Genomic DNA, 24,679 nt, shown 5'->3' with positions numbered 1-24,679 from the left:
CACGCAATCTGGAAGCCGTCCTGACCACAGGGGCACGTATGCTCGCCGCCGACCCCGGCGCCAGCATCGCGAGCATCGCCGCCGAGGCAGGTGTCGACCGGCGCACCGTCTACCGGCGCTTCGCCAACCGCGACGACCTCCTCGCCGCCATCTACGAAGCCCGCCTCACGGCCATCGAGCACGCCATCGAGGACGCCCGCCTGCGTGAGGCCCCCGTCGCCGTCGCCCTGCACCGCTACGTCGAGAACATCATCGGCGTCAACCGGACCTGGCCCGTCGACCTCACCCGCATGCTCGCCGACGACAGCGTCCACGCACGCCGCGACGCCTCCATCCACGAGGTCGACGCCTTCCTCCAGCGCGCTACGGACGAGGGCCTGCTGCGCCCCGGCCTGCCCCAGGGCTGGGCGAGCGCGCTGCTGCCGCAGCTGATGCACCTGGTGGCCCGGCAACTGCCCGAGCTGAGCCCGGGCCAGGCCGCGGACGTGGTCGTCGACACCTTGCTGAACGGTCTGGGAACGCCCTGACACACCGAAGGCCCTCGGCGGACACCTTCCTTCAGGTGTCCGCCGAGGGCCTTCGGCGCGGACGGCGGCGCTGTCACCAGGACACCGCCGCCCACCTCATTCCACGACCTGCCGAGCCGTGTCCGTCTCGGAGGCATCCCGCTTCTCCTCCGCGTCACGTGGACGCGGAGCAGCCAGGGAGGGCGACGGGACGGTACCGGGCAGGTGGACGCGGCGGAGTCGGGGCTGTTCGTTCGCGGGGGCGGAGCGCTTCAAGGTTTCTCCCATCGAGGGGGCGACGAGATCGCGGGGGCGAAAAGATCGCGGGGCGAAGAGTGGGTGCCCCGAGAAACCAAAGAAACGTCCGACACATTCCGCACCGCCTCAGCCCTGCCGCACTCCTTCGAGGAAACGGCCCGCCAGGTCGACGCGTTCGGCGAGCGTCGCCGGTATCTGCCCGAAGTCCACGAAAAGTTCGTGCACGCCCGCCTCGGCGGCGGCCCGCGCATAGTCGACGTACTGGGCGAGAGTGCCCGCCTCCGGCATCCGGTCCGGATCGGTCTTCGTGTCGGTCAGCTGGGGGTTGACGCGCAGGGCCATGCGCAGCACCGCCGGGTCCCGGTCGGACTGCACCGCCTCCTTCTGAATGACGTCCCACATGCCCAGCAGGTGAGGCAGCGGCATCGCCACGGGCAGCCAGCCGTCGAGCCGCCGTCCGACCCGCCGCAGTCCGCCGGGGCTGAACGCCGCGAGCAGCACCGGCGGTCCGGGCCGCTGGCTCGGCTTGAGGCCCACCACGGTCTCCGGGACGGTGAACAGCGGTCCCTCGTGCGCGAAGACGTCGTTGGCCCAGTACTCCTCCAGGACGTCCAGGGTCTCCTCGAGCCGCGCTCCGCGCCCCTTCCAGGGCACCGAGACCGCGGCGTACTCGTCGGGCATCCAGCCCAGGCCGAGCCCGACGATGAGACGTCCTTGGCTGAGGACGTCGAGGGTGGTCAGGGAGCGGGCCAGCATGAGCGGCGGCTGCCACAGGCCGTTGAGCGTGCTCGTGCCCAGGCGGATCCGGGTGGTGTGGGCCGCGGCGAACGTCAGGGCGACCAGGGGGTCCATGTGGTTCTCGTAGGCGCGCGGCATCTCGCCGGAGGAACTCGGGTACGGGACGGTCGGCACCCGGGGTGCGAGGACGCGGTCGCCGGTCCACAGGGAGTCGTATCCCATCTCCTCGGCGGTGCGGCTGATGCGCTGGATTCCTTCCGGGTCGGCGTCGGGGCCGAAGGTCGGCAGGGCGAGGCCGAGTTTCACAGATGTCTCCTCAGAGGGTGACCCGGTCCGGGTCTTGGTGTTGGTCCTGGTCCTGGTCCGGGGGTTCGTCCGTCAGCGGGATGCCGAGCAGGGCTTCCAGAGCGGCCACCGTTCGGGCCGGGTCCACGGCGTGGACGGTGGCGAAGCCCAACTCCGCCGCGGGTGGCAGGTGCTGCTCGGTGTCGTCCACGAAGACGCACTCCTCGGCGGTCAGGCCGAGTTCGCGCAACACGATCCGGAAGATCTCCGGTTCCGGCTTGCGCGTGCCGTGCGCTTCGGACAGCACCAGGGCGTCGTACCGCGTCTCCAGGTCGTAGCCGTCGTACAGGTTCCAGGGTTCCAGGCCCACCGAGTTGGACAGGATGCCGACCTTGATGCCCGCGCGGCGGGCGGCGGCGGCCGCGGCGATCATCGTGGACTCGGGGCGCAGGTCGGCGAAGATACGGCCCATCAGGTTGTCCGGCGGGACGCCGAGACGGGTGGCCGCCGCCTCGTTCCACTGGGTCTGGGTGAGTCCGCCGCGTTCCAGTTCCTCGGTCAGCCGGATCGCTTCGGGGTCCAGGTAGAGGCCGGTGAGCAGGGTTCCCTCGGCGAGTCCCGCGCGTCGCTCGAAGGCGAACGCGGCGGGCACCAGAGGTGTCGTCAGCACACCACCGAAGTCAAGGACGAGGCCTTTGCGGTGCTGGGTCATACTCACACCCTAAAAGGTCGCCATGGGACGCCTTCCGCCAGGTCATGTTTCTCGTCGAGGGGTGTCGGCGACCAGGAACATGTGTGGGATGTGAACCTTCGGGGCCGGTGGCTACGTCGTCCCGGTGAGGGGTTCCCCGGCGCCACGGCGACGGCAGTGGGGAACCCGGCCCCTCGACGGACCGGTCACGACGGTCGCGGTCGACGGGCCAGCGGTGCCGAGAAGAGGCAAGGTGAGCTTCCCTCTTTCCGGACTGCTCCGATCCCCTCCCTGGTCTGGGGCCGGAGCGCAGACGGCCCCGCGCGACGTGCTGGAGGGTCGGCTGGTGCACGTCGGCGCAGGGCCGTTCGCCGTAGGAACAGGTGGGGTGAGGTCAGCTCTTCGCGCGGTGCGAGTGGGCCGGGTAGACGCCCAGGACGCGCACCTCGGAGGAGAAGAAGCGCAGTTCGTGCAGGGCGAGGGCGACGCGCTCGTCGTCGGGGTGGCCCTCGATCTCGACGTAGAAGCGGCTGGGGTTGAGGCCCGCGCCCATCTGGTAGCTCTCGATCTTGGTGAGGTTGACGCCGCTGCTCGCGAACCCGCCGAGTGCCTTGTAGAGCGCGCTGGGGATGTTGCGCACGCAGAAGAACAGGCTCGTCATCGTCGGCTCGCCGGTGTGCGGGGCGAAGGCCGCGTCCCGGGACAGGACGACGAAGCGGGTGGTGTTGTCCGGGTCGTCCTCGACCTCGGCGCGCAGCACGTCCAGGCCGTAGAGCTCAGCCGCGGCGGGCGGGGCGAGCGCGGCGTGCCGCGGGTCGCCGAGCTCGGCCACCTCGCGGGCGGCGCCGGCGGTGTCATCGCTGACGAGGGTGCGCCAGCCGCCCTCCCGCAGGATCTTGCGGCACTGCCCGAGGGCGTGCACATGGCTGCGTACGCACTCCACCTGGTCCACGGTCGCGCCGGGCACGCCCATCAGGTCGAACCGGATGGCCAGGAAGTACTCGGCGACGATGAACAGCCCCGACTCGGGCAGCAGATGGTGTACGTCGGCGACGCGGCCGGCCGCGGAGTTGTCGACCGGGATGACGGCGACGTCGGCGGCCCCGAGCGTCACGGCGTCCAGGGCCTGTTCGAAACTGGTGCAGGGCAGTTCGCGGCCGTCGGGAAACAGGGCGCGTGCGGCGGTCGCCGAGTTGGATGCGGGTTCACCCTGATATGCGGCGGTCGTCACCGTGTTCAGCCTTCCTCAGGGAGGTCCTGTCGCGGGGCGGCAGAAGCTCCGTCGTGTAGCGGGCCTGCTGAAGTATGGGTGAACCTGCTTCGATCAGGCTCACCAGGGGGTGCGGGCCGCCACCCCAGTCTGCCGTCAGCGCGTGCTCGTATGCCGCGGCGACCACATGTTGGACGGCCCGCCCGGCCCGTGGGACGTGCGCGGCGAGCCGCTGCTCGACGGCGGTCGGCAGACCTTGCCGGGCGGAGGGGGCGTCGTGCAGCATCGCGGCCAGACTCAGCCGCTCGTCGTGCAGTACGGCGGCGAGTTCCGCGGCAGTCGCGGCGGCTTGGCGGGTACTTGCCGCCCCGCCCGCATACGGAGCGGCCAGTACGTCGGTGATACGGCGGGCCGTGCCCAGGGCCAGAGCGGCCACCGCCGTCCAGAGGAACGCCGCGTCGCCGACGCGCAGCGGTGCGCCCGCCGAGTGCGTGGCGAAGCCGGCGGGAACGTACAGGTCGTCGACGCGGACCACGGCCCCGGCCCCGCCCGGCCCCGACAGCGCCTTCGAGGCGACGACGAACAGGTCGGGTTCGCCGGTCCCCGTCACGGGAAGCGGCAGGACCAGCCAGGGTCCGGTCTGCTCGGGCGCCGGAGGGCTCCACAGGCCGGACAGCGTGAAGCCGCCGGGAGTGGGCCGCGCGGTCGCGCCGGGGAAGTCCGCGTGGCACGCCGCGGCCGGCAGTGGGGTGGCCCAGTTCCAGGTGCCCGTCAGGGCCTGCCAGGCCTCGGCCGGGGCGGTGTGCCCCGCCGACTCGCAGGCCGCGAGCACCTGCGCGAGAGGGCTCTCCGGTCCGAGCAGTCGTGGCTGGTGGTCACCGTATGTGGGCGTCGTGGGCCTAGGCAGCCTGCTCGCCTCCTTCGACCGGGGCCGTCGTGACGACGACGTTGTGCAGTTCCTCGCCGCGTGCGTAACGGTGCAGCTGGCGTCGGATGAAATCCGTGGTCAGGGTGGGGAAGGCGTCGGTGAACGCCGCGACATGCGGGGTGATGAGCGCGCCGGACAGGCTCCACAGAGGGTGCCCGGCGGGCAGGGGTTCGGGGTCCGTGACGTCGAGCGCGACACGCAGCCGTCCGGCCCGTACCTCCCGGACCACCGCACGTGTGTCGATGAGTTCACCGCGGGCGACGTTGACGAGCAGGGTCCCGTCCTTCAGGAGGGCCAGCGCCTCCGTGCCGAACATCCCGCGCGTGCCCTCGGTCAGCGGCGCGCACAGCACCACGGCGTCCACTGTGGGCAGCAGTGCGGGCAGCTCCGCCGCGCCGTGCACCCGGCCTGCCGGTGTGGTGCGCGCGGTCCGGGCCACGAGGACGGCCTCGCACCGGAACGCGCCGAGCCGGGCGGCGACCGCGGCGCCGACCGCGCCGTAGCCGACGACGAGGACCCGCTTGCCGACCAAGGTGGAGCGGACTTCGGGCACCCACTCCCCCTGCGCCTGGTGGGCGGTGAACCGGTCGAGGCCCCGGCACAGGGACAACAGCAGGGTGACCGCCAGTTCGGCGGTGGTCTCGCGGTGCACTCCGCGGCCGGTGGCCAGCCGGGTGCCGGCGGGCAGCTCGTCGAGCAACGGCATCATGTGGTCGTAGCCGGAGCTGAGGAGCTGGAGCACCTCGAGGTTGCGCATGCGGGGCAGTACGGGGCGCAGGACGCGTTCGGCACCGGGTGCGGGGATGCCGACGAGGAAGCGGACGTCGGCGGGGTCGCCGGGCAGTGGGCCGGTGCCGTCCCAGTAGGCGTAGGAGAGCCAGTCAGGCAGGCCTGGAATCCGGGTTCGGTGGTAGGGGAGCCAGACGGTCGCGCCGTCCTTCATCGTGCATCAGCTTCTTCCGCGCTCTGGTGTCACACGTCTTTGGGACGTGTGTGACAAGGACCGTGGTTCACGTGAGCCCCGCCACCCGCATGTGTGAACCGGTTTTCAGGCGCTACGGCCCTCGGGCGGGCGGGGAAGACTGATCAGCGCGGTGTCCTCGCGGGTCGTCCGGAAGATCTCCGCCCACGACCTCACAGACGGACGCCGGCGCAGCAGAGCGCGACGCTCCCGCTCGGTCATCGCGCCCCAAACCCCGTACTCCTCACGGTGGTCGAGGGCATGGGCCAGGCAGTCGAGCCGCACGGGGCAGTCCAGGCACAGGACCTTGGCCTCGTTCTGGGCGGTTCCCTCGACGAACATCCGGTCCGGTTGCGCCCGGCACAACGCTCGGTCGACCCAGTCCATGTCATCTCGCTCCCCAGCGGACCTCTCGGGCCCGCCTTTGCGTCCGTACACACGCACAGGTAGATACGTGTGAGCCTAACTCACAGGTGTCCTGGCCGTCGCTGCGGGCGCGAGCCGGCCAGGAGCAGGGGAGCCGCTCATGGCCGGTGACAGAAGGTGCATGCTGCGTCACGGTGAACTGTCAGGTGCCCGCGGAAGCCGCCGGTCGTAGGGTCAGCCCTACAGACAGCACCTCCACACATGGGGCCAGCCGTACAACAAGAACTTTTTCGGCCATAGCGGCTGACGGATTCTGCCGTGCGTTCTAGTCTTCTGCGTGAGGTGTGAAGGGGTGGACGGTCAGACGTATCAGAGGCACGGCCGCTCGCCATCGGAGATCGTACCGAGGAGTGCAGGCCCGGCCACCAGCCACGCTGTCCCCTGCGCAACCGCCCGAGATCGGTCGCGGGCATGCACCACCCTCGAGTCCGGGCGGTGACCACGGGGACACCTGACACCACCACAGGGAGGGTCAGCAACGTACCCTCACAAATGCTTTGGCGTGATCCATGCGCCTGGACACGAGAGCGTCCGGGCCGGACTGGTTCATCGGGGAAGGAAGTGGGGGACGGTGGAGTCAGTGGTCGGGGCGATGATCGGACGCGGCACCGAGCAGGAGGTGCTGTCGGCGTTCGTGGCGGCGCCCGGAGGCAGGGCGCTCGTGCTGCGGGGTGATTCGGGTGTGGGCAAGAGCGCGCTGCTGGGACATGTGTCGCAGCTCGCGGCGGCCGAGCAGTACCGGGTGATCCGGGCGGCCGGAGTGGAGGCGGAGTCGGAGCTGCCGTTCGCCGGTCTGCACCAGTTCCTGTACCCCCTGCTGTCCCACATCGACCGGCTGGACGAGGTCCACCGCAAGGTCTTCGACGTCGTCTTCGGCAGGAGCGAAGGCACTCCTCCGTCGGTCATGACCCTCGGCATCGCCGTCCTCGACCTGCTCTCCCTGGCCGCCTCCCAGCATCCGCTGCTGCTGGTCCTGGACGACGGGCAGTGGCTGGACGAGTCCAGCACCGAGGTGATCGGTTTCGTGGGACGCCGGCTCACCGGCAGCTCGGTCAAGCTCATCGTCGTCCTGCGGGCCGGCGTGCCCTCGGGCTTCGACACCGCCGCACTGCCGGAACTGACGGTGACGACGCTGTCGGAGCAGGCCGCCGAGCAGATGCTGGACCTGCACCACCCCGGCCTGGCCCCCCGGGTGCGCCGCCTCGTCCTGGAGGAGGCTCAGGGCAATCCGCTGGCCCTGCTGGAACTGCCTCCCTACGTGCGCGGCGGCCGAGCTCAGCACACGCAGGAGGAACCCTTCGGCTACACCGGCATCCCCCTGCCGCAACGCCTGCAACAGGTCTACGGCGCCCGCATCAAGGCTCTGAGCGACGCCGTCCGCGCGGAGCTGCTGCGCGGTGCCCTGGACGGTGTCGGGGCCGGTACCGCGGCTGGTCAGGCGAGGAGTGGCCGGTACCGGATGGTCGATGCCGACGAGGCCACGGAGTACGGGCTGCTGGAGATCGACCCGCTGAGCGGTGACTTCGTCTTCCGGCACCCGCTGGTGCGCTCGTCGGTGGTCCAGACGGCGACTCCCAACGAGCGGCGCGCGGCACATGCCGTACTCGCGGACGTCCACCGCGACGACATCGAACGCCGGGCCACGCACCTGGCGGCCTCCAGCGTGGACCCGGACGAGGAGGTCGCCGCCGCCCTGGAGACGGCAGCCGAGTCGGCCACCCGGCGCGGCGGCGCGGTCGCCGCCGTGGCCTGGCTGACCCGCGCCGCCGAACTGAGCGAGACCCCCGAGGAGCGCTCCCGCAGACTGGGCAGCGCGGCATACATCGCCGGGCACTCGGGCCGGTTGGACCAGGCACGGCAGCTGGTCCGCGCAGGTGTGGGCGTGGATACCGGCGGTTCCCCGGACTCGGTGGTCACCTCGGGCTATGTCGCGTTCTTCGAGGACGGGGACATCCGCTCCTCGCAGCACCAGGTCTTCGCGGCGATCGAGAGCCTGCGCGACCGTGGGATCCGGGAGCCGGACGAGGTGCTCACGCGGCTGATCGATCTGCTGCTGGCCATCAGTCAGTACGGCAGTGACGAGGCGTGGTGGCTGCGGGTCCACGAGCTGCTGGACAGTCTGGGTGACCTGGTGCCCAAGCACTCGCGCATCTACCAGGACGCGTGGGGTGACGTGGTCCTGCGCGGGGCCGGCGTGGACGAACGGCTGGAGCGCGCCTTCGCCGACGTGCACTCGCTGGAGCCGTGGGATGTGACGCGGCTGGCTGTCGCCGCCTATCACGTGGACACGCTCAGCCGGTACCGGCCGTATCTGCAGCGCATGGTGGACCGCGAGATCGAGACGGGCGCCCTGGCGGACGCCATGACCATGCTGCATCTGATCATGCTGGATCAGATCGGGGTGGGTGAGTGGGACGAGGCTGAGCGGACCGGGCAGCGCTGCCTGGAGCTGACGACGACGCACAAGCACGCGTTGTTCGTCCACCACACGCGTGCCTACTTGGGGTTGTTGGCGGCGTTGCGGGGCCAGGTCGAACATGCCCGCGAGTTGCAGGCCACCGTCGACGCCTGGGCCCGACCCCGCGGCGTCGGCTTCCTCACCCAGATCACCGACACCATCGGCACCACCGCAGCCCTCGCCGAAGGCGACTACGAAGCCGCCTACCTCCACGCCATCGGCATCACACCCCCCGGCACCTTCCACCACTACGCCCACCAAGCCCCCCGCACCCTCCTCGACCTCGTCGAAGCAGCCCTCCACACCGGACGCACCCAACAAGCCCACCAACACGCCCAAGCCGCCCACCACGCAGGACTCCCCCACATCAGCCCCCGCCTCGCCCTCACCACCTACGGCGCCCTCGCCATGACCACCCCCGACCCCACCCAAGCCGACCACTACTACCACCAAGCCCAAACCCACCCCCACGCCCACCACTTCCCCTACGAACTCGCCCGCATCCACCTCGCCCACGGCATCCGCCAACGCCACACCCACGGCCCCAAAACCGCCCGGCATTCACTCACTCTCGCGGCCCAGACCTTCCAACGCCTCGGCGCGGCCACCTGGGCCGAACGCGCCCACGCCGAACTCCGCGTCTCCGGCCTCGTGACCCGCGCGACCACGCAACTGGCCGAGCTGACCTGGCAGGAGCGCCGGATCGCCGATCTCGCCGCGAGCGGCCTGACCAACAAGGAGATCGGCGAACGCATGCACCTCTCGCCACGCACGGTCAGCTCACACCTGTACCGGGTCTTCCCCAAGCTCGGCATCACCTCCCGCGCCGCCCTGCGCGACGCACTGGGCAGGATTCCCGACGACCAGAACGTGTGAGTGTGTCCTCCTGGCTTTCCTACTGGGGGTGGGATCGCAGGCCGTGTTCGTCGAGCCAGCCGAGCACGTAGTCAGCGACGAACCTCCATCCGTTGTCGATGGTCAGTGAGTGCGCACGGTCCGCGAACTGCTTGAGGTCGGTCACGGCCAGGGAGTCGCCGTACTGCTTGTACGCCGCGCGCGTGGCGGCGTCGGGCACCAGCAGATCCTCCTGTCCCGAGATCAGCAGGAGCGGGCCGCGGCGCGCGTTGCCGACGTCCGCCACCGCACGCGGGCTGCGCTCCGAGTCGGCGCAGCCGAGGTCGGCGAGCAGCCGGCGGGGCGTCGGCACGGCATAGCGTTCGAAGAGCCGGGCGGACTCCTCCGCGGTGACCGTGTTCGCGAAGAGACGGTGGAACTGGTCCGAGGACAGGGAGACCAAGGGATCAGTGCCGTCGGTCTGGCCGGGATGCCACAGCCCGGCCGGTGGGGCGGTCAGCGCGATGTCGTTGACCGGGGCGGGGGCGATGGCCACCGCGGCCTGGCCGATGTTGGCGCCGATGAGGTGCTGGGCGATCAGCCCGCCGACCGAGTGGCCGATGATCACCGGTGCGATATCGAACGAGTCTACGATTTTGGCGTAGTGGTCCGTCAGCAGGTCCAGGCCGACGTCGGTGAGCCGGTCGGCGGACTTCCGCATCTCCCCCACGGTGAACGGCTCTCCCGGCCAGCCCGGCGTGAAGGCGAGAAAGCCCCGACTGGCGAAGCGCTCCGCCCACGACTCCCATGACAGTGCGTGAAGCCACGCACCATGGATGAAGACGACGGGGGTACGGTTCACGGCTGCTTCCTCCGAGCACGTCGACCACCCGGCACCGGCACACGGGCGACCGTTTCAGCATCGTTCAGGGACAGGCCGAGGGCGACAGTCGAATGACTTAATGTTCATGGCCCGTGGTGTCCGACAAGGCCCGACAGCCCGTGTCGGGCGCCCCGGCCAGGCCGCCGAAAACGGACACGGGTCCGTCTGGAGCAGCGCCCGAGGGCTGCCCGGCAGAGTGCTCGGTCCCCAAGTCGGTGAAGTTGGCCGGTCAAGTTACTTATGTACGTCGCTCGCGCGGCGGCAACAGTGGATGAGGCCAGCTTCCGCCACAGAGAGGGACCAACTCGTCATGAGCGGCAACCAACCAGATGGACAGACCTTCCGAGCGGTTTCGCACGGTTGCTCCGAGCTGGTCCTGGACATCGAGCGCCTGCTGGACCTCACCACCCGGCAGACCGTACGCGCCGAATTCCGGTTCGACCCGGACGCGCCCTGGATCGTGTCCGTGGAGTTGACCATCGAGGGCGGCCCCCGCGTCCTGTGGCGGATCAGCCGCGACCTCCTCCACCAAGGGCTCTACTCGGTGAGCGGCCTCGGTGACGTCCAGCTCTGGCCGTCGTACCCCGCCGACCGCGCCACCGCACGGCTGCAACTGACGTCGCGGGACACCGCTGCCCTGTTCGAGCTGCCCGTACCGCCGCTGGCGGAGTGGCTGGCCGACACATACGAACTGGTGCCCGCCGAGGCCGAGCTCAACGAGATCGACTGGGACGCCGCGACCGCGGATCTGCTCCAGGAGCCGCAGGCCCACTGCGACTGACCGCGTCCGGCCCAGGGATCAGCGCCGGAAGCGGGCCGTGCTCTCCGGCTCGGGCCACGACATGGCGGTCAGGGCGGTGGCCGCGGTGACCGAGGTCAGACGGCCGTAGTCGAGGGTCCTCGGCACGTCCGTCGGCCGGTGGTAGTGCGGATTGCGGAAGTTCGCGGTGTCCGTGACCATCAGCGCGGGAACCCCACGGTTCCAGAAGGGGGCGTGGTCACTGCGCCCGAGGTGGTTGGCCGGGGGCACGGCCAACCCGATGAGCAGTCCGAGCGGGCCGTCGGGCCGTGGGTCCCGCAGCAGCAGGGCCGGGAGCGACGGGGAGGCCGCCGCGGCGGCCCGCTGCCACGTCCGGGCCGCCGCGGTCGAGGAACGGCGGTGGACTACGAGGGTGAAGTCACCTCGGTGGCCTCCCGCCCGCACCGCGGCGGACGCCTCGGGGAAGACGCGCTCGAAACCGAGGGGCAGTTTCTGTGTGCCGGGGGTGTCCGCGAAGTAGCCGACGGACTCCAGGCAGATCATCCCTCGCACCCCACCGCCCCGGCCCAGTTCGCGGGCCGCCTGCCGGGCCCCGATCAGCCCGAGCTCCTCCATGTCGAACACGGCCAGGACGACGCGCGGCGGCACAGGCGCCTCGGCCAACAGCCGGGCCGTCTCCAGAAGTACCGCCACGCCAGAGGCGTTGTCGTCGGCGCCCGGACTGCCGCTGACGCTGTCCAGATGAGCGCCCACCACCACAGCCGGTCCGGTGCCGGACCCGGGCAGCGAGGCGATGAGATTCGCTCCGCGCAGCCGCCGGTGGAGGCGTGGCTTCAGGGCGAGCGCACGGTGACCGTGCCGGTCGGTAGAGCCGATCTGCCAGCGCACGTCGAACGGCCGCCGCTCCACCAGCCAGCCCGCGGTGGCCAGTTGGTCATGGACATACGTCTCGGCGCGCTGCATACCCCGCGGCGCCCGCAGTCGGCTGCGGGGTTCGGCGGCGAGGAACTCCACGTGCCGGCGCAGACGGTCTTCCGTCGCGGTCATTGCTTCTCTTCCCTGTGAACCTGCCGTGCCCTCAACTCCGTTGCCCTAGCGAAGGACTCCTGCGGCCAGGGTTCATTGGCTGGCCTGGACGCAGGAACGGGGCGGTCGTCCTCGTGATCTTCCCCCGATGCGAGGACGACCGCCCCACCCCACAGCAGACGGTCAGGACCTTGAGGTGAGGTCCTGGCAGTCTGCGGCTCGCGCCCCTTCGAAGAGAGCCCGCAGTCCGGCCGGAGGCGCGGTGATCCTGCGGGTGCCGAGGTCGATCCAGGCCCCCAAGGTGCGCACCTCGGCGGCCTTTTCACCGCTGTCGCGCGTCAGAATGTGCTCGAACCGCCAGCGTGAACTGTCCTCGCTCAGCCCGATGACATGCGTGTCCACGGTGACCACTTCGGCAGGAAAGACCTCACGCCGATAGCTGACCTCGTCGCTGAGGGTCACGGGGGCGAGTCCTGCCTGGTGCAGCACTTGTGGGCTCCAGTGCGCTTCCATGAGAATGGCGAGCCTGGCCGAGGCGGCGTACTCCAGATATCTCGTGTTGCGCAGATGGCCGTTGGCGTCGACATCGTCCCAGCGGACCTCGAAGGACTTCGTGAATGCCTTGGACATGAGTGAGGACCAGCCTTTCCGCGTCGAGCCGCCTGTCGAGGTGGGGCGCCTCTTGGTACACGTGTCGAACCAGTCGGCGGGTTCAGTTCGGTCCTGCGGGCCGCGCGAGCAACAGCCATGTGTGAGTATGCACACCTGCTCCCCCATCTGCTCGCATCGGAAGGAAATCGCGTGAGCCTCAAGTCGGTTCGGGGATTCGCCGTAGTCTCTGCCACCGCGGTCACCGCTGTCGGAAGCGTCGTCGGCGTGGCCTCCGCCAGCAGCACCGCGCAGACCGGCGACGCCGAGGCGGCAGTTGCCGATTCGACGCTCCTCGCGGACATACCCGCGGGCCAGCAGGCCCAGGTGCAGACCGCATCCCTGACGCAGCAGGCCACCGTCCAGGCCATCCAGGCCGACGCGAGCGCCAAGAAGGACGCCGAGGAATCGGCCCGCAGGGCTGCCGCCAAGTCCGCGGTGGCGAAGAAGGAGGCCGCCGCGAAGGAGGCCAAGGAGCGCTTGGAGGCCAAGGCCGCCGCCTCCCGCAGCTCTTCCAGCTTCCCGGTGCAGAGCTCGTACACCACGGCGCAGATCCAGGCGATGGCCGCCCAGATGGTGCCCAGCGGCCAGTTCCAGTGCTTCAGCAGCATCGTGAACCACGAGTCCAGCTGGAACTACACCGCCGTCAACGCCTCCTCCGGCGCCTACGGCCTCTTCCAGGCGCTGCCCGGCTCGAAGATGTCCTCCGTGGGTGCCGACTGGCGGACCAACCCGGCCACCCAGATCAAGTGGGGCCTCAACTACATGGACAGTGTCTACGGCAGCCCGTGCGAGGCCTGGTCCTTCTGGCAGACCAACCACTGGTACTGAGCCTGTCCCCCACGGAGCGGGTTAGGGTCGAAGACACGTGTCGCGACCGGGGAGGACGAGGTATGAGCGGGACACCAGGAGACACCGGCCCTGCACAGGACGCGGCTCTGACCCTGGCGGCGCAGTCAGGTGACGTGTCGGCGCTGGGCCTGCTCCTGGAGCGGCACCGGCCCGGCATGCGTGCGGTGGCGCTCAGTCTGCTGGGGCCTGGACCGGACATCGACGACGTCCTGCAGGAGGCGGCGCTGGTGGCGCTGCGCCGGATCGTCGACGTCCGCGATCCGGAGGCCGTAGGGCCCTGGCTGCGCATGATCGTCCGCAACAGTTGTCGCACGCTGCTGCGCTCCGCCCGTCGGGTCGAGCCGATGGAGGCGGTTCCCCTGCCCGCTTCCGGTGCCACACCCGAACAGGTCCTGCACCACCATGCGTTGCGGGACTGGGTCTGGGAGGCCGTGGAGGCGCTGTCGCCAACGCTGCGGCTCCCACTCGTCCTGCGGTACTTCTCCACCGGGGTGACCTCGTACCAACAGATCGCCGAGGCCTGCGCCGTACCGGTAAGCACGGTACGCAGCCGGCTGAACCAGGCGCGCGGCGCCCTCGCCCAGGCCCTCACCGCCACCGCGGCCTCGGCCCACGACGACATGACCCGTCGTACCGAAGCCAGTTGGCATGAGGTGCGCGAGACGCTCGCGGCCGCGGAACGCGGCGGGTTCGGCGCCGTCGTCAAGGACCGCTACTCCCCCGAGGTCTCACTGCTGGCCGGAGGCCAACGGCTCGGCGGGGCCGGTCTGTTGCTGTCGGGCATGGAGGGCGACCTGTCGGCGGGGGTGCGTCAGCGCCCGCTGCATGTGGTGGCCGGACGGTCGCTCGTGGTCTGGGAGATGGAGCTGGTCAGCCCGCCGGACGACCCGGACCACTGTCCGCCCGGAGTTGCCTGGATCATGTCGTTGGAAGGCGGCCGCTTCGACCGGGTCTCCCTGTACCACGCGCCACGTCCCACACAAGCCCCCGCTCCCGCGGCAGCCTGAGCCAGGGACCGCGATTCTGCCGGAGTGATCCAGATCACCTGCCGAGGATAGAACTTCCCGGTACCCCGTGCGTCGTGTCGGTGTCACAGACACCTACGGATCCACGGAGATCTCGATGAACACACCCCTCGCACCCAACGACCCCCTGTCCCCCGGCACCCACTCCTACCAAACAGGTGGAATCGTCCAGCGCTACCACGTCCACGGCAGCGGCCCCGTGTGCGTGGCGCACTCCGGGGGCCCCGGCATCTTCTACGACTACCTGCGGATGCCCGCACTCGAAGCGCACCTGACGATGGTCTACGTCGAGCCCGTGGGCACCACCGAGGACAGCCGGCTGCCCTCCCATCCGCACGGATACACCCGCGAGCGCTACAGCCGCTTCCTTCAGGTGCTGATCAACCGGCTCGGGGTGCCCCGGGTGCATCTGCTGGGGCATTCGCACGGCGCGTTCGTGGCCGCCTATCACGCGCTGCACCGGCCTGAGCAGGTCGCGGGCGTCGTCCTGTACGAAGGCGCTCCCGTCACCGGGCCCGAACACGGGGCGGAGGCGGGCCGCATGGTGGAGGCGTTCGTCGCCAAGCACGCGGGCCACCCGGGGCTGCCGGATGTGCTGGCCGCGTTCGGGGCGATGGGCGACATCTCCAGCGACGAGCAGACCGTGGCGGTCGCGCGCGGTGTGCTGCCCTCCTACTTCGCCGACTACTGGGGCAACGAGGAGCAGCTGGCCCCCTTCCGGGACTCGGTCCGCGCCACGTACATCTCGGGCCTGGACGAGAACCTCGTACCGGAGGTCATCGACGACCGGGCCGCGCTGAAGGGACTGGAGCCGCCGGCTCTGGTCGTCGTCGGCCGACACGACGTGATCTGCGGGCCGCGCTGGGCGTACGAAATGGACGAGCTGATCCCCGACTCGCAGCTGCTCGTGCTGGAGAACAGTGGGCACATGGGGCACATCGAGGAGCCGGAGCTGTTCGCCGACGCGGTGCGTGACTTCGTGCTGCGGACCGGGCGGTAGCGCACAGCGAAGGTTCACGGGCGTCGGCCTGCTCGGTCAACGCCCGTGAACCCGGGACGGGAGACAGTCCGTCGTAGTAGTGGAGGACTGTCTGCCCGCTCCGGATGTCAAAGCCCGTGAAGTGCTCCGCGCCAGTGGGTGCGCCGAAAACCGATCAGGCCGTGAAAAGCCGTAAGGACTCAGGGCGCCGAAGCCACGGCCACCGAACCGGACTGGGAACGGGGCGTCTTCGCTCCCGGCTTCTTCGGTTCGATCGTGCGAGGGTCGACGGCCTCGCCCGGGGCGCCCTCACGGTAGAGGCCTTCGGGAAGGCTGTCGCGGTCATGGGGCAGCAGGAAGAACACCCGCCGCTTGTACAGTCCGCTGTCGGGGTCCGGCGAGGCGTCCTCGTCCAGCAGCGCGTAGCCCACCATGCGGCCGTCGCGCGCGTACGGCGGCTTGGTGTTGCGCCGCCTGGTCTTGTCCAGTGCCTGACGGACGTAGTCGAGCCGTTCGAGGTTCTCGAGCCACACCACCTCGGCCTCGTGGATGAGGTCGCTCTCGGTCAACAGCGAACTCATGGCTGCTGCCCCTCCTTCGTCGGCGTGCTCCCCGGCCATGGGGGCATGTCCGGGCATCGATCCGTCCCGCTCCGGCCCGCTCGCCGCCAGGTGACGGGCCGCTCTGTGGGGACCACCGCGTACGGGGCCGGGCCACCATCGTAGAGCGCACCGCGACACCGGTGTAGGGCACGTCGAGTGGACGAGTGCCCGACGCCAGCCCTCATACCTGCTCCAGCAGGCCGATTCCGGGGTAATACTTACGGCCGTTCGACTTGATCATGTCGGTCGGCGAGGCCACGCCCACCTCCTGGCGGACCCGGTTCGCGAAAGCACGCGGGGTCGCGGGCCGAATGCCCTCGCCCGCGTTGCACCACGAGCTGTACTCGGCGTAGAGCAGCCCCTGCTCCACCCGTAGATCCCGGCCCGGATCACAGTCCCGGGTGCAGCACTCGGCGAGGAAGCGGCCGATGTGGTCCTCGGTGGTGGCATACGCCGTGGTGGCCATACGGACCCGGTCAGGGCCCTCCAGAGGGTCCCTGGTGCGCAGATACCGCTGCGCCCCCTGGATCAGCCAGTGCAGGATTCCCGGCCCTTCGTCCCGTACGAGCTCGAAGGCGAGGTTGTCGATCCTGCGGTGCGCCGGGACCGTGCGGGTGAAGGGCAGCAGGCGGATACGGCGCCAGAAGGCGAAGCCACCGGTGGAGACCTCCGGGCGGTGGTTGCCGAGCAGCCACAGATGGTGGGTGGGGGTGAACGAGAAGTAGTCCTGCCGCATACGGCGGGCCTTGATCTTGTCGCCACCCGTCAGCAGCCGGACGCGGGCCTCGTCGAACTTGTCGTTCGGCTTCAGCTCGCTGCACACCACCAGGCGGCGCCCGTGCAGTTCGGTCAGCTCCGTGGAGTGTTCCGAGAAGGCGCCCCGGTCCATCAGGAAGCCAGGCGGGGCCGCGTCGGCGTAGTCACCGAGGATCTGGATCATGATGTCGAGCAGGACGGACTTTCCGTTCTTGCCCTCACCGTGCAGGAACGGCAGCACCTGGGCACCGACGTCACCCGTGATGGAGTAGCCGAGCAGCAGGTGCAGGAAGTCGATCATCTCCCTGCCCTCGTCGTCGTCCCCGAAGGTGTCGGCGAGGAAGCGGTGCCAGCGGGGCGTCTCCATGTCCTGGGGAGCGACGCTGGTGGCACGGGAGTGGAAGTCACGGGTCGGGTCGGGCTTGCGCAGATGCCCGTTGTTCAGATCGACCACGCCGACGGGAGTGCACAGGGCGTAAGGGTCTCCGTCGAGGCGGTCGGGATCGACGGAGATGTCCGGCGATGCCTTCGCCTGCGTCAGGAGGGCCTTGAGGCCCGTCGTCGACAGGGTGCGCCGCTTGTGGTGGGCGAGTTCGCGATCGCTGAAGACACCACGCGGGTCGCTGAGCGGCATGTCCTCGGCCATCTCCCCCGCGGCCCACAACGCGGCCTTCTCCCCTCCCCCACGCTTCCATCGGTAGCCGTCCCACGAGAACCAGCCCAAGCCCTCCACATGACGGAACTGGTCGCGATGCGTTTGTACGAAGAGTCGAGCGTTGCCTCGGTCGGAGAGCGAGGGAGGCAACGCGGCCGGGACACCGATGGCAGACCCCGCCGGAAAGCTCACCCCGACCTGGGACACCGGCGTGACAGAGGAGGCGACAGAACCCTGCGCGGGAAGCCTGGCGGCACTGGGCACCACTTCCGCCGACTCAAGGTCGAGCATCTGCTGAGCGGCAGCCTGCGGATCAAAACGCGGGGAGCCTTCGGCACTGCTGCTCATGGACGTCCTTTGAGGTGAAGAGGGCGGACGGACCCTACGGCAAGGGCGTCGTCAACGATCTTTTCATTCCTGGACTGCTGCCAAGGGCGGGCATAGTGAGCGACACGGACAAGTCGCTCGCGAATGGCGGCGTGCTCAAGATGGCCCGCACCGACCAGGCCACCGGCCGTGTAGGCAGCCCTGTTGAGCTTCTCCGAGAAGCCCGTCCCTTCCGAAGCAGAGGCACACTCCGCGACCTGGGCGATCAGGGGGTCGATGACCTGATCTGCGGCAGCGGCCCGCGGACGGGAGCTCCTGACGGGTTCAGCACCCGCACCGGACAGGGCAGTTGCCGAGGGCACGCCCACAGCGGCCTTCGGGGGCTGGGGTTCGATGACATGCCCGGTGCGTCGGAGTTCGGTCCGTAGCCACTCAGGTATTACGGCCGGATACCGCGTGGTCCCTTCGGCGCGGTAGACCCCCTTGGGCGTACGAGTGCCCGGGGCCACGATGTAGCCGCCGTCCGCCCGCACATCGACCTGCCAGGCGAGCGCCGTGTTTCGCCCGGAACCGGTCGAGCAGCGGTAGCGGACGCCGGCGTCGGGGTTCCGGTACCAGACATGCAGGCCGCCCGAAGGAGTACGCACCCTCAGTGTGTCTTCGTCGTGTGCCGGATCCTTCTCCCCTCGGTAGGCCGCGAGGAGCGCCAGCGTGTCGAAGCCTGAGGCCAGGCCCGCGAGTTCGACCTGGTCCGGGATGGAGATACCCGGCAGCAAGTGAGTCCGGTCGGCGACCGTCACCTGGTGGGCGTCGATGTCGATCACGAGCAGTCCCGCGGGGCCACAGGCGACACCCACACCGGCGGAAGGTGTCTCCGCCCACCACCGCTCGATGAGCGCCGGATCGGTCGTCGCCGAGTGGAAGCCATGACAGGGCCGGCCTGCCGGGAGGCAGGGGCAGGTCGCCGGCTCATGCCGGACCCCTGAACAGGAAGGACAGTTCCCGACAGGCGTCTTGCGGCCCGGGGAGAGAGGGTGCACCGGCCAGCCCTGCGCCGCACACCAGCGGGCGACAGCCTGCGGAGGAGCAGGGGACGCGGGTGCGACTCTGGCGGCACTCTCTCGGTCCTCTCCTTCGCGCGGCACGGGAATCGTCCTTGTCCGTTCTGTCTGCCCGATCACTTCACACACCTGACACGGCGCCAACCAGCCAGGGACCGAAGGGACTCTGATGCGAGAAGAGTGTACGGCCCACCTTGGCAAAAGGAAGGTTGTCCAATCGGCGTGCCGTTTCTATCAGGTTCCTCAGTCCCTTGGGTCCCTCCGGGGTCTGCGCCGGTGTTTCACCGGGCCTCGAGGGACCAAAGGGTCCAGGGACCAAACGGCAGGGTCCGTGCAGAACGAGGGTCCCTAGCCAGTCCCTGGGCATCTTTGCAGGTCAGAGACTTACACCCTACCCGAACAGGGACTGTAGGGACTGAACTTCGCCATTATGAGCTGTAGTTGATGTGTGTTTCGTATACGCCCGCGCGTACGAATACATGTCTTCTCTACGTCATAATGGCGGAGTTGAGTCCCTTCAGTCCCTATCCCAACCGGCGAAAGGTCTCTGACCTGCACAAACGCCAGGGACCCACCTCAGGGACCAAAGCCCACCCGGTCCCTCTCAGTCCCCACCTTCAGCCCCTGGTCCCTGAGGCCCTGTCTCTTCCCGTCCTTGAGACCCACAAGAGCGTGAACCTTTTCGGTCCCTGGGCTCGTTGCCGTGTTGTGGGGTGGAGGAGCAGGGACTGAAACGTTGGGAGGCCCCTCCCCCGATGCTGCTGCTCGGCCCCTGCCACCGACCCTGAAGACCTATTACGCCGTAATAGGTCGAGCAGGATCGCCTGCCCTACTGTGGCGGTGTTTCACAGAATGTGAAACGGGGGTCTGTGGGACAGGAAATTGGGATGAAGAAGCGCGCCCGGAGTTCGGCACGGCCTACGAATCCGCTGGTCAAGCCGCCTGTGAGGATTGGGTCCCTGGATGCTGCGGCGGTGGTCGCAGAGCTGCGGCAGCAGCATGAGAACGCAGAGGACCCGGCCGTGGAGCGGATGCCTGCTGATGACGAGCTGTTCGGTGCGCTGCTGTACGTGGAGAAGCATGCTCAGGCGCTGAGCAAGCAGCCCGCTGAGGTGCAGCGTGCCGCAGCACTGAAACGGGTCCAGCTCTGGGAGTACCTCCGTGAACAGACTGAGCTCCACCAGGCGCGCGCGGTCGAGGACGCACGAAGTGCGGGAGCTCAGTGGATCCAGTTGGCGCCCGCGTTGGCGGTGGGAGCACCGAGCGCCGCGTACAACAAGGCGAAGCGGCTGAAGGCTGTCGAGCTGGTTGATGAGACTCCCCTGGCAAAACAGGTGCGCCGGACTCCTGAGGCCGTACTCAAGGCGGAGCGCCGGCAGGCTCAGGAGCGGGCCGCTGAGCAAAGAGCTCAGGAAGAGGCGCAGCGGAAGCACGCGCTCATGGTCCCTGTTGCCAGCCGACTGTTGGAGCAGCGTGAGTTCTTGCTGCGCGATGACGACGTGGACTACTGGCTGGAGGAGATCGAGACGGTACTCCCCCACTGCCGAACCCCTCTGCAGATGGTGAGCCTCGACCGCTACCTCGGTGCTGCCCTGCGAGCTCTGAGCAAGTTGGAGCGGGAGAAAGCCTGTTCCGTCGCTCTCTCCGAGGACGCTCATCTGGCGCTGGCTGCGGCAGCCGAACTGCAGAACCCCCAAGGCCGGAAGGGTGACTTCCCTGCGCCAACGTCCTCCTCTTCCCTCAGACCTATTACGCCGTAATAGGTCTGAGGGCTCGACAGGTGCTTGAAGAGCCCTCGTGATGGGCGGTTCATGGCATGCAGTGGGCTTGTAGAGGGAGGCGGAGTCGGGGACTCTGGGGAGTCCTGCGTGTCTTGTGAACCCGGCTGAGCTATTACGCCGTAATAGGGGTACGGGACTCCCCCGTATCACCAACTCTCACTTACTAACGTGTCGGTGCAGCAGATGATCTCTGACGTTAGTAAGGTAGCGCCATGAGTATGCCAGCCACCTCAAGCGACCGAGCCAAGGTCGTCTCCAAGCTGCCGGGATGGCTCCGGCAGAACCTCAAAGTCAGAACCGCCCAGCTCGGCATCGAGATTCAGATCGCCGTCGAGCAGGGCATCGCCGCTTGGTGCGACCTCGCCTCCGCTACGGCAACGGTCGACACCGCCGGAGCTGAGTCGTTCTCCACCTTCCTACCGCCGGGCCAGTGGGAGGAGTTCCGGAGGATCGCGGAGGACCGTCGGGTCTCCCTGATTCAAGGACTTGCCCAGTCCGTTCAGCTCTGGCTCGACACGAACCCCGCCCCGGACGTCCAGCGCCCGGACGTCACCCGTCGCATCGTCGTCTGCAACCAGAAGGGCGGAGTCGGAAAGACGGCCATCACGGCCGGCGTGGGTGAGGCCCTGTCAGAGGACCCCAACCGACTCTTTCCCGTGCGCGTCGCCAAGGCCCTGGTCTCCGCGCTGCGAGCCGGTGACTCCGATGCCGCCACCGACGGCGCTGCTGTGGAGAACGACCCGCTCGACGTGGAGAACCTCCCTGGGCATGGGCTTCGCGTTCTGCTGGTCGACTTCGACCCGCAGTGCCATCTCACCAATCAGCTGGGTGCTGCCCCGCTGGCCATGAACGGTGACAGCCTCACCAACCACATGGCCGGCGATCCGAAGGGCGAGCTCAAGGACCTCATCGTCTCCGTCGACGAAGACCACTTCGGTGGACGGCTGCATCTCCTGCCCGCGTGCCATGACGCCTTCCTGCTCGATGTCCGTCTGTCCGCGGTCCGCGCTCGCGAGGCAGCTCTGGAGCGAGCCCTTCTGCCGCTCGAAGCCGATTACGACGTAGTCATCGTGGACTGCCCGCCCAGCCTCGGCCTCAGCATGGACGCCGCTGCCTACTACGGGCGTCGACGCGACAGTGAAGGCCCAGGCCAGTCCGGTGCCCTCATCGTCGTCCAGGCCGAGGACAGCTCCGCCGACGCCTACGACCTGCTGACGAACCAGATAGAGGATCTCCGTAACGACCTCGCCCTCGACATCGACTACTTGGGCATCGTCGTCAACCTCTACGACGGCCGACGTGGCTATATCGCCACCTCGTCCCTGCAGGGATGGGTCGACATAAAGGATCCGCGAGTCGTCGGCCTCATCAACGACCTCAAGGAACAGAAGGAGGCCGTCCGCATGAAGCAGCCGCTGCTGAGCTACGCGCCGACCTCGCAGCAGGCCATCGCCATGCGTGCACTGGCCCGGGAGATCTCATGAGCAAGGCCGACCAGCTGGGAGCCGGACGCTTCGGAGGAGGAACCCGGCCCGTCAGCGCCCGGCGGGCCGCCATCGGTGCGGCCACCGGTGTGCCGACCGACGGAGTTTCCCCGCCGAACCGACTCCCCGTGACCCGCATCAGCCCCAACCCCGAAAACCCTCGTACCTCGCTCGGTGACCTGACCGAACTCGCGGACAGCCTCAAGGAACACGGCCAGAAGCAGGCCATCACGGTCATGAACCGTGACGCCTACCTGAAGGCCAATCCCGCCCGGGCGAACGACCTCGAACCCGACACCACCCATGTCGTCGTGGACGGCAGCAGCCGGCTCGCGGCCGCGCGCGATGCGGGGCTGACCCACCTCAACGTCATGGTCGACGATGAGCAAGGCAGCGATGGCGACGCCATTCTTGAGTCCGCACTCGTCGCCAACATCCATCGCAACGACCTCGACCCCCTGGACGAGGCGAAGGCGCTACAGCGTCTGCTGGCTCTTCACGGGTCACAGGTCAAGTTGGCCAAGCGGCTCAGCAAATCGCAGGGGTGGGTGTCCCAGCGCCTGGCCCTGCTCAACCTGAACCCTGAACTTCAGGCAGCCGTGGGGGAGGAGCCCGTCGAGCTCCTGCGTTCCGTTGCCAAGGAGTCCCACGACCGGCAGGCGGCAGCGCTTGAGGAGCTGAAGGCCGAGCGTGCGCGCAAGGAAGCGGAGCGGCGGGTGCCTCCACCCGCACCCGTGCCTGCACCGGTACCCGTGCCTGCACCGGTACCCGCTCCCGCCCCTGCGCCGGCAGAGCCCGTGGCTGCTCCGGTAGTGAACGAGCGGGAAGTTGTCCCGAGCCCCGTCACTCCGGAACCTCTTCCGCAGACCGTCTCTGAGGAGAAGCCGCCGACCAAGAAGGAGGCCTCGGCAAAGCCGGGGGAGACCGTGCCTGACCCCCGGGCAGCCGACAGCGTGATCGGAGATGCGGATCAGACCCCGGCGGAGTCGGGTGCTGTTCGGCGACTCCCTTATGAAGACGGCGCGTTCATCGCGATGCACCTCATCCAGAAGATGAACAACACCGAGTTCGACAAGATGCTCGCCATCCTCAACGAGCATCAGAGCCAGCGCATCGGGCCCCGCGCCTGAGCCCTCTCTCCCTATTACGCCGTAATAGCTGCTGCGGCTGTGGCCGGTACGAGCAACCTCTCGTACCGGCCACAGCTGTCTCTCCCTATTACGCCGTAATAGGTCGGCCGGGTCGGCCGCACCGTGTTCGAATCTCGCGAAAGGTGTATAACGAGCGTAAGTGGTCGTGATTCGAACAGTTCGATTCTTCGCTCAGAACGATTCTCCCGTGAGTGGCCGCATGACGGCCGGAGTGGTGCTCGCTCTCAGCCGATTCCGATATGGGGCATTTGTCCGATTGAGGCTGGCGGTATTGGAGACGCCGGCGCAGTTCTCCACTCGATTGATCGAGCAGGGAGAGCAGCCCGTGCCGTAAGCAGCTTTGCCCGGGGGGAGTTGAGGGATCGTCAGAGCCAGTCGCGGCGGGCCGCCTGCCAGGCGAGCTGCATGCGTGTGCCGGCTCCGGCGCGTGTCATCAGACTCTGGATGCGGCGCTGTACGGTTCGCCGACTGAGGCCCAGTTGCGAGGCGATCGCCTTGTCGGCGATTCCTGCGACCAGCAGGGACAGCAGTTGGCCCTCGGCCGGTGACAGGGAAGGGTGGGATCGGGTGTCGGCTGTGGTCAACTCGTCGCCCTTTGCTGAGAGATGCAGCGGGACAGCGTTCTCCCAATAGCTCTCGAACAGGGCTACCAGGGCGTCGAGCAGGCTGCTGTCTCTGACGAGCGCGGTGGTTGGCTGGCCTGGGCTGCCGTGTGGGCCGCCGGGCACCAGCGGGAAGATGCCCACAGACCGGTCCGCTATCGCGAGGCGCAGGGGCAACCACGGGACGGAGCGGGCGACTTCACCAGCGCGTACGCCCGCAACAACGTTGTCAATGGCGCCCTCGTCGTCGAAGAACGCCTTCTCGTACAGCACGCGATAGCGGACGCCCCGGGCCAGGGCGTCGAACTCCTCCGTGTTGGTGCCGGAGGGCATGGCCACGTACTGGGCACGGCAGAACCAGAGCATCTCCTCACGGGCGTTGACCTGGATCTGCTTCAGCCGCTGGCGCAGGGCCTCCGCCCCGGTGACGACCTCCAGAAGCTGGCCGGCGTCCTGGCGGCGCGCGGTCTCGCGGTACGTCTCCAGGAGCCGGCCCGCCTCCGCTCGTGCGGTATCGAGTGCGTCGGCGGTGAGTTTGATGCGGGGGAGGAGCGCCACGTCCGGGGAAACCGCCTGGAAGGTGCGGGGCGTGGCATCGGTGTGGGTGGCCAGCCCGTGGCGTACCAGGGCTTCGAGTACATGCGCGCTGCTGTCTGTCTCCAAGTTCGTGCGGCGGGCGATGTCTTCGGCGGTTGCACCGCCCGCCGTCACGAGGAGCCGGTAGACGGCCTCCAGTTCTGGTGGGATTCCCGCAGCTTCCAGCATCCCGAAGGCCTTCTCCGCTCATATGGC

At 68.8% G+C, this 24,679-nt stretch carries 22 protein-coding genes; 9 read left to right on the top strand and 13 right to left on the bottom strand.

Going from position 1 to position 24,679, the window contains the following annotated elements:
* The first annotated feature begins 38 nt into the window (after positions 1-38).
* Positions 39-527, top strand: coding sequence for a TetR/AcrR family transcriptional regulator (locus OG885_RS45080; RefSeq protein ID WP_331729527.1), 489 nt, complete (start codon positions 39-41; stop codon positions 525-527).
* Positions 528-890: 363 nt separating this feature from the next.
* On the opposite strand, the gene OG885_RS45075 is transcribed toward OG885_RS45080, so the two are convergent.
* From OG885_RS45075 to OG885_RS45050, 6 genes are all read right to left on the bottom strand, one after another.
* Positions 891-1,808, bottom strand: a complete 918-nt coding sequence (locus OG885_RS45075; RefSeq protein WP_331729244.1) for a TIGR03619 family F420-dependent LLM class oxidoreductase — start codon at positions 1,806-1,808, stop codon at positions 891-893.
* Between the two features lie 10 nt (positions 1,809-1,818).
* On the bottom strand, positions 1,819-2,499 hold the full coding sequence (locus OG885_RS45070) for an HAD-IA family hydrolase (protein WP_331729241.1): 681 nt from the start codon (positions 2,497-2,499) through the stop codon (positions 1,819-1,821).
* 373 nt (positions 2,500-2,872) lie between these two features.
* A complete protein-coding gene (locus tag OG885_RS45065; protein ID WP_331729238.1) occupies positions 2,873-3,709 on the bottom strand; it encodes a prephenate dehydratase in 837 nt (278 codons plus the stop codon).
* Positions 3,684-4,520 (bottom strand): hypothetical protein, encoded by an 837-nt coding sequence (locus OG885_RS45060; RefSeq protein WP_331729235.1) that lies wholly within the window; start codon positions 4,518-4,520, stop codon positions 3,684-3,686. Before OG885_RS45060 ends, OG885_RS45065 begins: the two co-directional genes overlap by 26 nt.
* A gap of 67 nt (positions 4,521-4,587) precedes the next feature.
* A complete protein-coding gene (locus OG885_RS45055) occupies positions 4,588-5,559 on the bottom strand; it encodes an NAD(P)-dependent oxidoreductase (protein WP_331729232.1) in 972 nt (323 codons plus the stop codon).
* 105 nt (positions 5,560-5,664) lie between these two features.
* Positions 5,665-5,964 (bottom strand): WhiB family transcriptional regulator, encoded by a 300-nt coding sequence (locus OG885_RS45050; RefSeq protein WP_331729229.1) that lies wholly within the window; start codon positions 5,962-5,964, stop codon positions 5,665-5,667.
* 631 nt (positions 5,965-6,595) lie between these two features.
* Between OG885_RS45050 and OG885_RS45045 the strand changes: the two genes are divergently transcribed.
* The gene (locus tag OG885_RS45045) at positions 6,596-9,337 is read left to right on the top strand and encodes an AAA family ATPase (RefSeq protein ID WP_405743365.1); all 2,742 of its coding nucleotides are present in this window, start codon (positions 6,596-6,598) and stop codon (positions 9,335-9,337) included.
* Between the two features lie 19 nt (positions 9,338-9,356).
* Here the strand turns inward: OG885_RS45045 and OG885_RS45040 are convergent, their stop codons facing one another.
* Entirely contained in the window at positions 9,357-10,157 is an 801-nt protein-coding gene (locus OG885_RS45040) for an alpha/beta fold hydrolase (protein ID WP_331729223.1), read from the bottom strand.
* Positions 10,158-10,488: 331 nt separating this feature from the next.
* Between OG885_RS45040 and OG885_RS45035 the strand changes: the two genes are divergently transcribed.
* On the top strand, positions 10,489-10,959 hold the full coding sequence (locus OG885_RS45035) for an SsgA family sporulation/cell division regulator (protein WP_331729220.1): 471 nt from the start codon (positions 10,489-10,491) through the stop codon (positions 10,957-10,959).
* 18 nt (positions 10,960-10,977) lie between these two features.
* Here OG885_RS45035 and OG885_RS45030 read toward each other — a convergent pair whose 3' ends face one another.
* Positions 10,978-11,985 carry a M28 family peptidase gene (locus tag OG885_RS45030; RefSeq protein ID WP_331729217.1) on the bottom strand — a complete coding sequence of 336 codons (1,008 nt, stop codon included), beginning with the start codon at positions 11,983-11,985 and terminating at the stop codon, positions 10,978-10,980.
* A gap of 162 nt (positions 11,986-12,147) precedes the next feature.
* On the bottom strand, positions 12,148-12,594 hold the full coding sequence (locus OG885_RS45025; RefSeq protein ID WP_331729214.1) for a thioesterase family protein: 447 nt from the start codon (positions 12,592-12,594) through the stop codon (positions 12,148-12,150).
* A gap of 171 nt (positions 12,595-12,765) precedes the next feature.
* Between OG885_RS45025 and OG885_RS45020 the strand changes: the two genes are divergently transcribed.
* From OG885_RS45020 to OG885_RS45010, 3 genes are all read left to right on the top strand, one after another.
* Entirely contained in the window at positions 12,766-13,443 is a 678-nt protein-coding gene (locus OG885_RS45020) for a transglycosylase SLT domain-containing protein (RefSeq protein ID WP_331729211.1), read from the top strand.
* A 62-nt stretch (positions 13,444-13,505) separates the two neighbouring features.
* Complete coding sequence (locus tag OG885_RS45015; RefSeq protein WP_331729208.1) at positions 13,506-14,471, top strand: sigma-70 family RNA polymerase sigma factor; 966 nt, start codon at positions 13,506-13,508, stop codon at positions 14,469-14,471.
* Between the two features lie 115 nt (positions 14,472-14,586).
* Entirely contained in the window at positions 14,587-15,489 is a 903-nt protein-coding gene (locus tag OG885_RS45010) for an alpha/beta hydrolase (protein WP_331729205.1), read from the top strand.
* A gap of 179 nt (positions 15,490-15,668) precedes the next feature.
* On the opposite strand, the gene OG885_RS45005 is transcribed toward OG885_RS45010, so the two are convergent.
* From OG885_RS45005 to OG885_RS44995, 3 genes are all read right to left on the bottom strand, one after another.
* Complete coding sequence (locus tag OG885_RS45005; RefSeq protein ID WP_331729202.1) at positions 15,669-16,049, bottom strand: DUF6009 family protein; 381 nt, start codon at positions 16,047-16,049, stop codon at positions 15,669-15,671.
* A gap of 202 nt (positions 16,050-16,251) precedes the next feature.
* On the bottom strand, positions 16,252-17,829 hold the full coding sequence (locus OG885_RS45000; RefSeq protein ID WP_331729199.1) for a phage/plasmid primase, P4 family: 1,578 nt from the start codon (positions 17,827-17,829) through the stop codon (positions 16,252-16,254).
* Positions 17,826-18,848, bottom strand: a complete 1,023-nt coding sequence (locus OG885_RS44995) for a bifunctional DNA primase/polymerase (RefSeq protein WP_331729196.1) — start codon at positions 18,846-18,848, stop codon at positions 17,826-17,828. The genes OG885_RS45000 and OG885_RS44995 overlap by 4 nt, the downstream gene beginning before the upstream one ends.
* 908 nt (positions 18,849-19,756) lie before the next feature.
* Here OG885_RS44995 and OG885_RS44990 point away from each other — a divergent pair.
* The 3 genes from OG885_RS44990 (at position 19,757) to OG885_RS44980 (ending at position 23,264) form a co-directional block, all read left to right on the top strand.
* Positions 19,757-20,629 carry a hypothetical protein gene (locus OG885_RS44990; RefSeq protein WP_331729194.1) on the top strand — a complete coding sequence of 291 codons (873 nt, stop codon included), beginning with the start codon at positions 19,757-19,759 and terminating at the stop codon, positions 20,627-20,629.
* Between the two features lie 233 nt (positions 20,630-20,862).
* Positions 20,863-22,134: a ParA family protein gene (locus OG885_RS44985; protein ID WP_331729191.1), complete on the top strand. Its 1,272-nt coding sequence runs from the start codon at positions 20,863-20,865 to the stop codon at positions 22,132-22,134.
* Positions 22,131-23,264, top strand: coding sequence for a ParB/RepB/Spo0J family partition protein (locus tag OG885_RS44980; RefSeq protein ID WP_331729188.1), 1,134 nt, complete (start codon positions 22,131-22,133; stop codon positions 23,262-23,264). The genes OG885_RS44985 and OG885_RS44980 overlap by 4 nt, the downstream gene beginning before the upstream one ends.
* Before the next feature lie 386 nt (positions 23,265-23,650).
* Here OG885_RS44980 and OG885_RS44975 read toward each other — a convergent pair whose 3' ends face one another.
* A complete protein-coding gene (locus tag OG885_RS44975; protein WP_331729184.1) occupies positions 23,651-24,652 on the bottom strand; it encodes a helix-turn-helix domain-containing protein in 1,002 nt (333 codons plus the stop codon).
* Between the last annotated feature and the right edge of the window lie 27 nt (positions 24,653-24,679).

It is taken from the genome of Streptomyces sp. NBC_00028 (assembly GCF_045041065.1).
GTDB lineage: Bacteria > Actinomycetota > Actinomycetes > Streptomycetales > Streptomycetaceae > Streptomyces.
The sequence above is the reverse complement of the archived record's forward strand: the minus strand, read 5'-3'. Positions and strand labels throughout refer to the sequence as shown.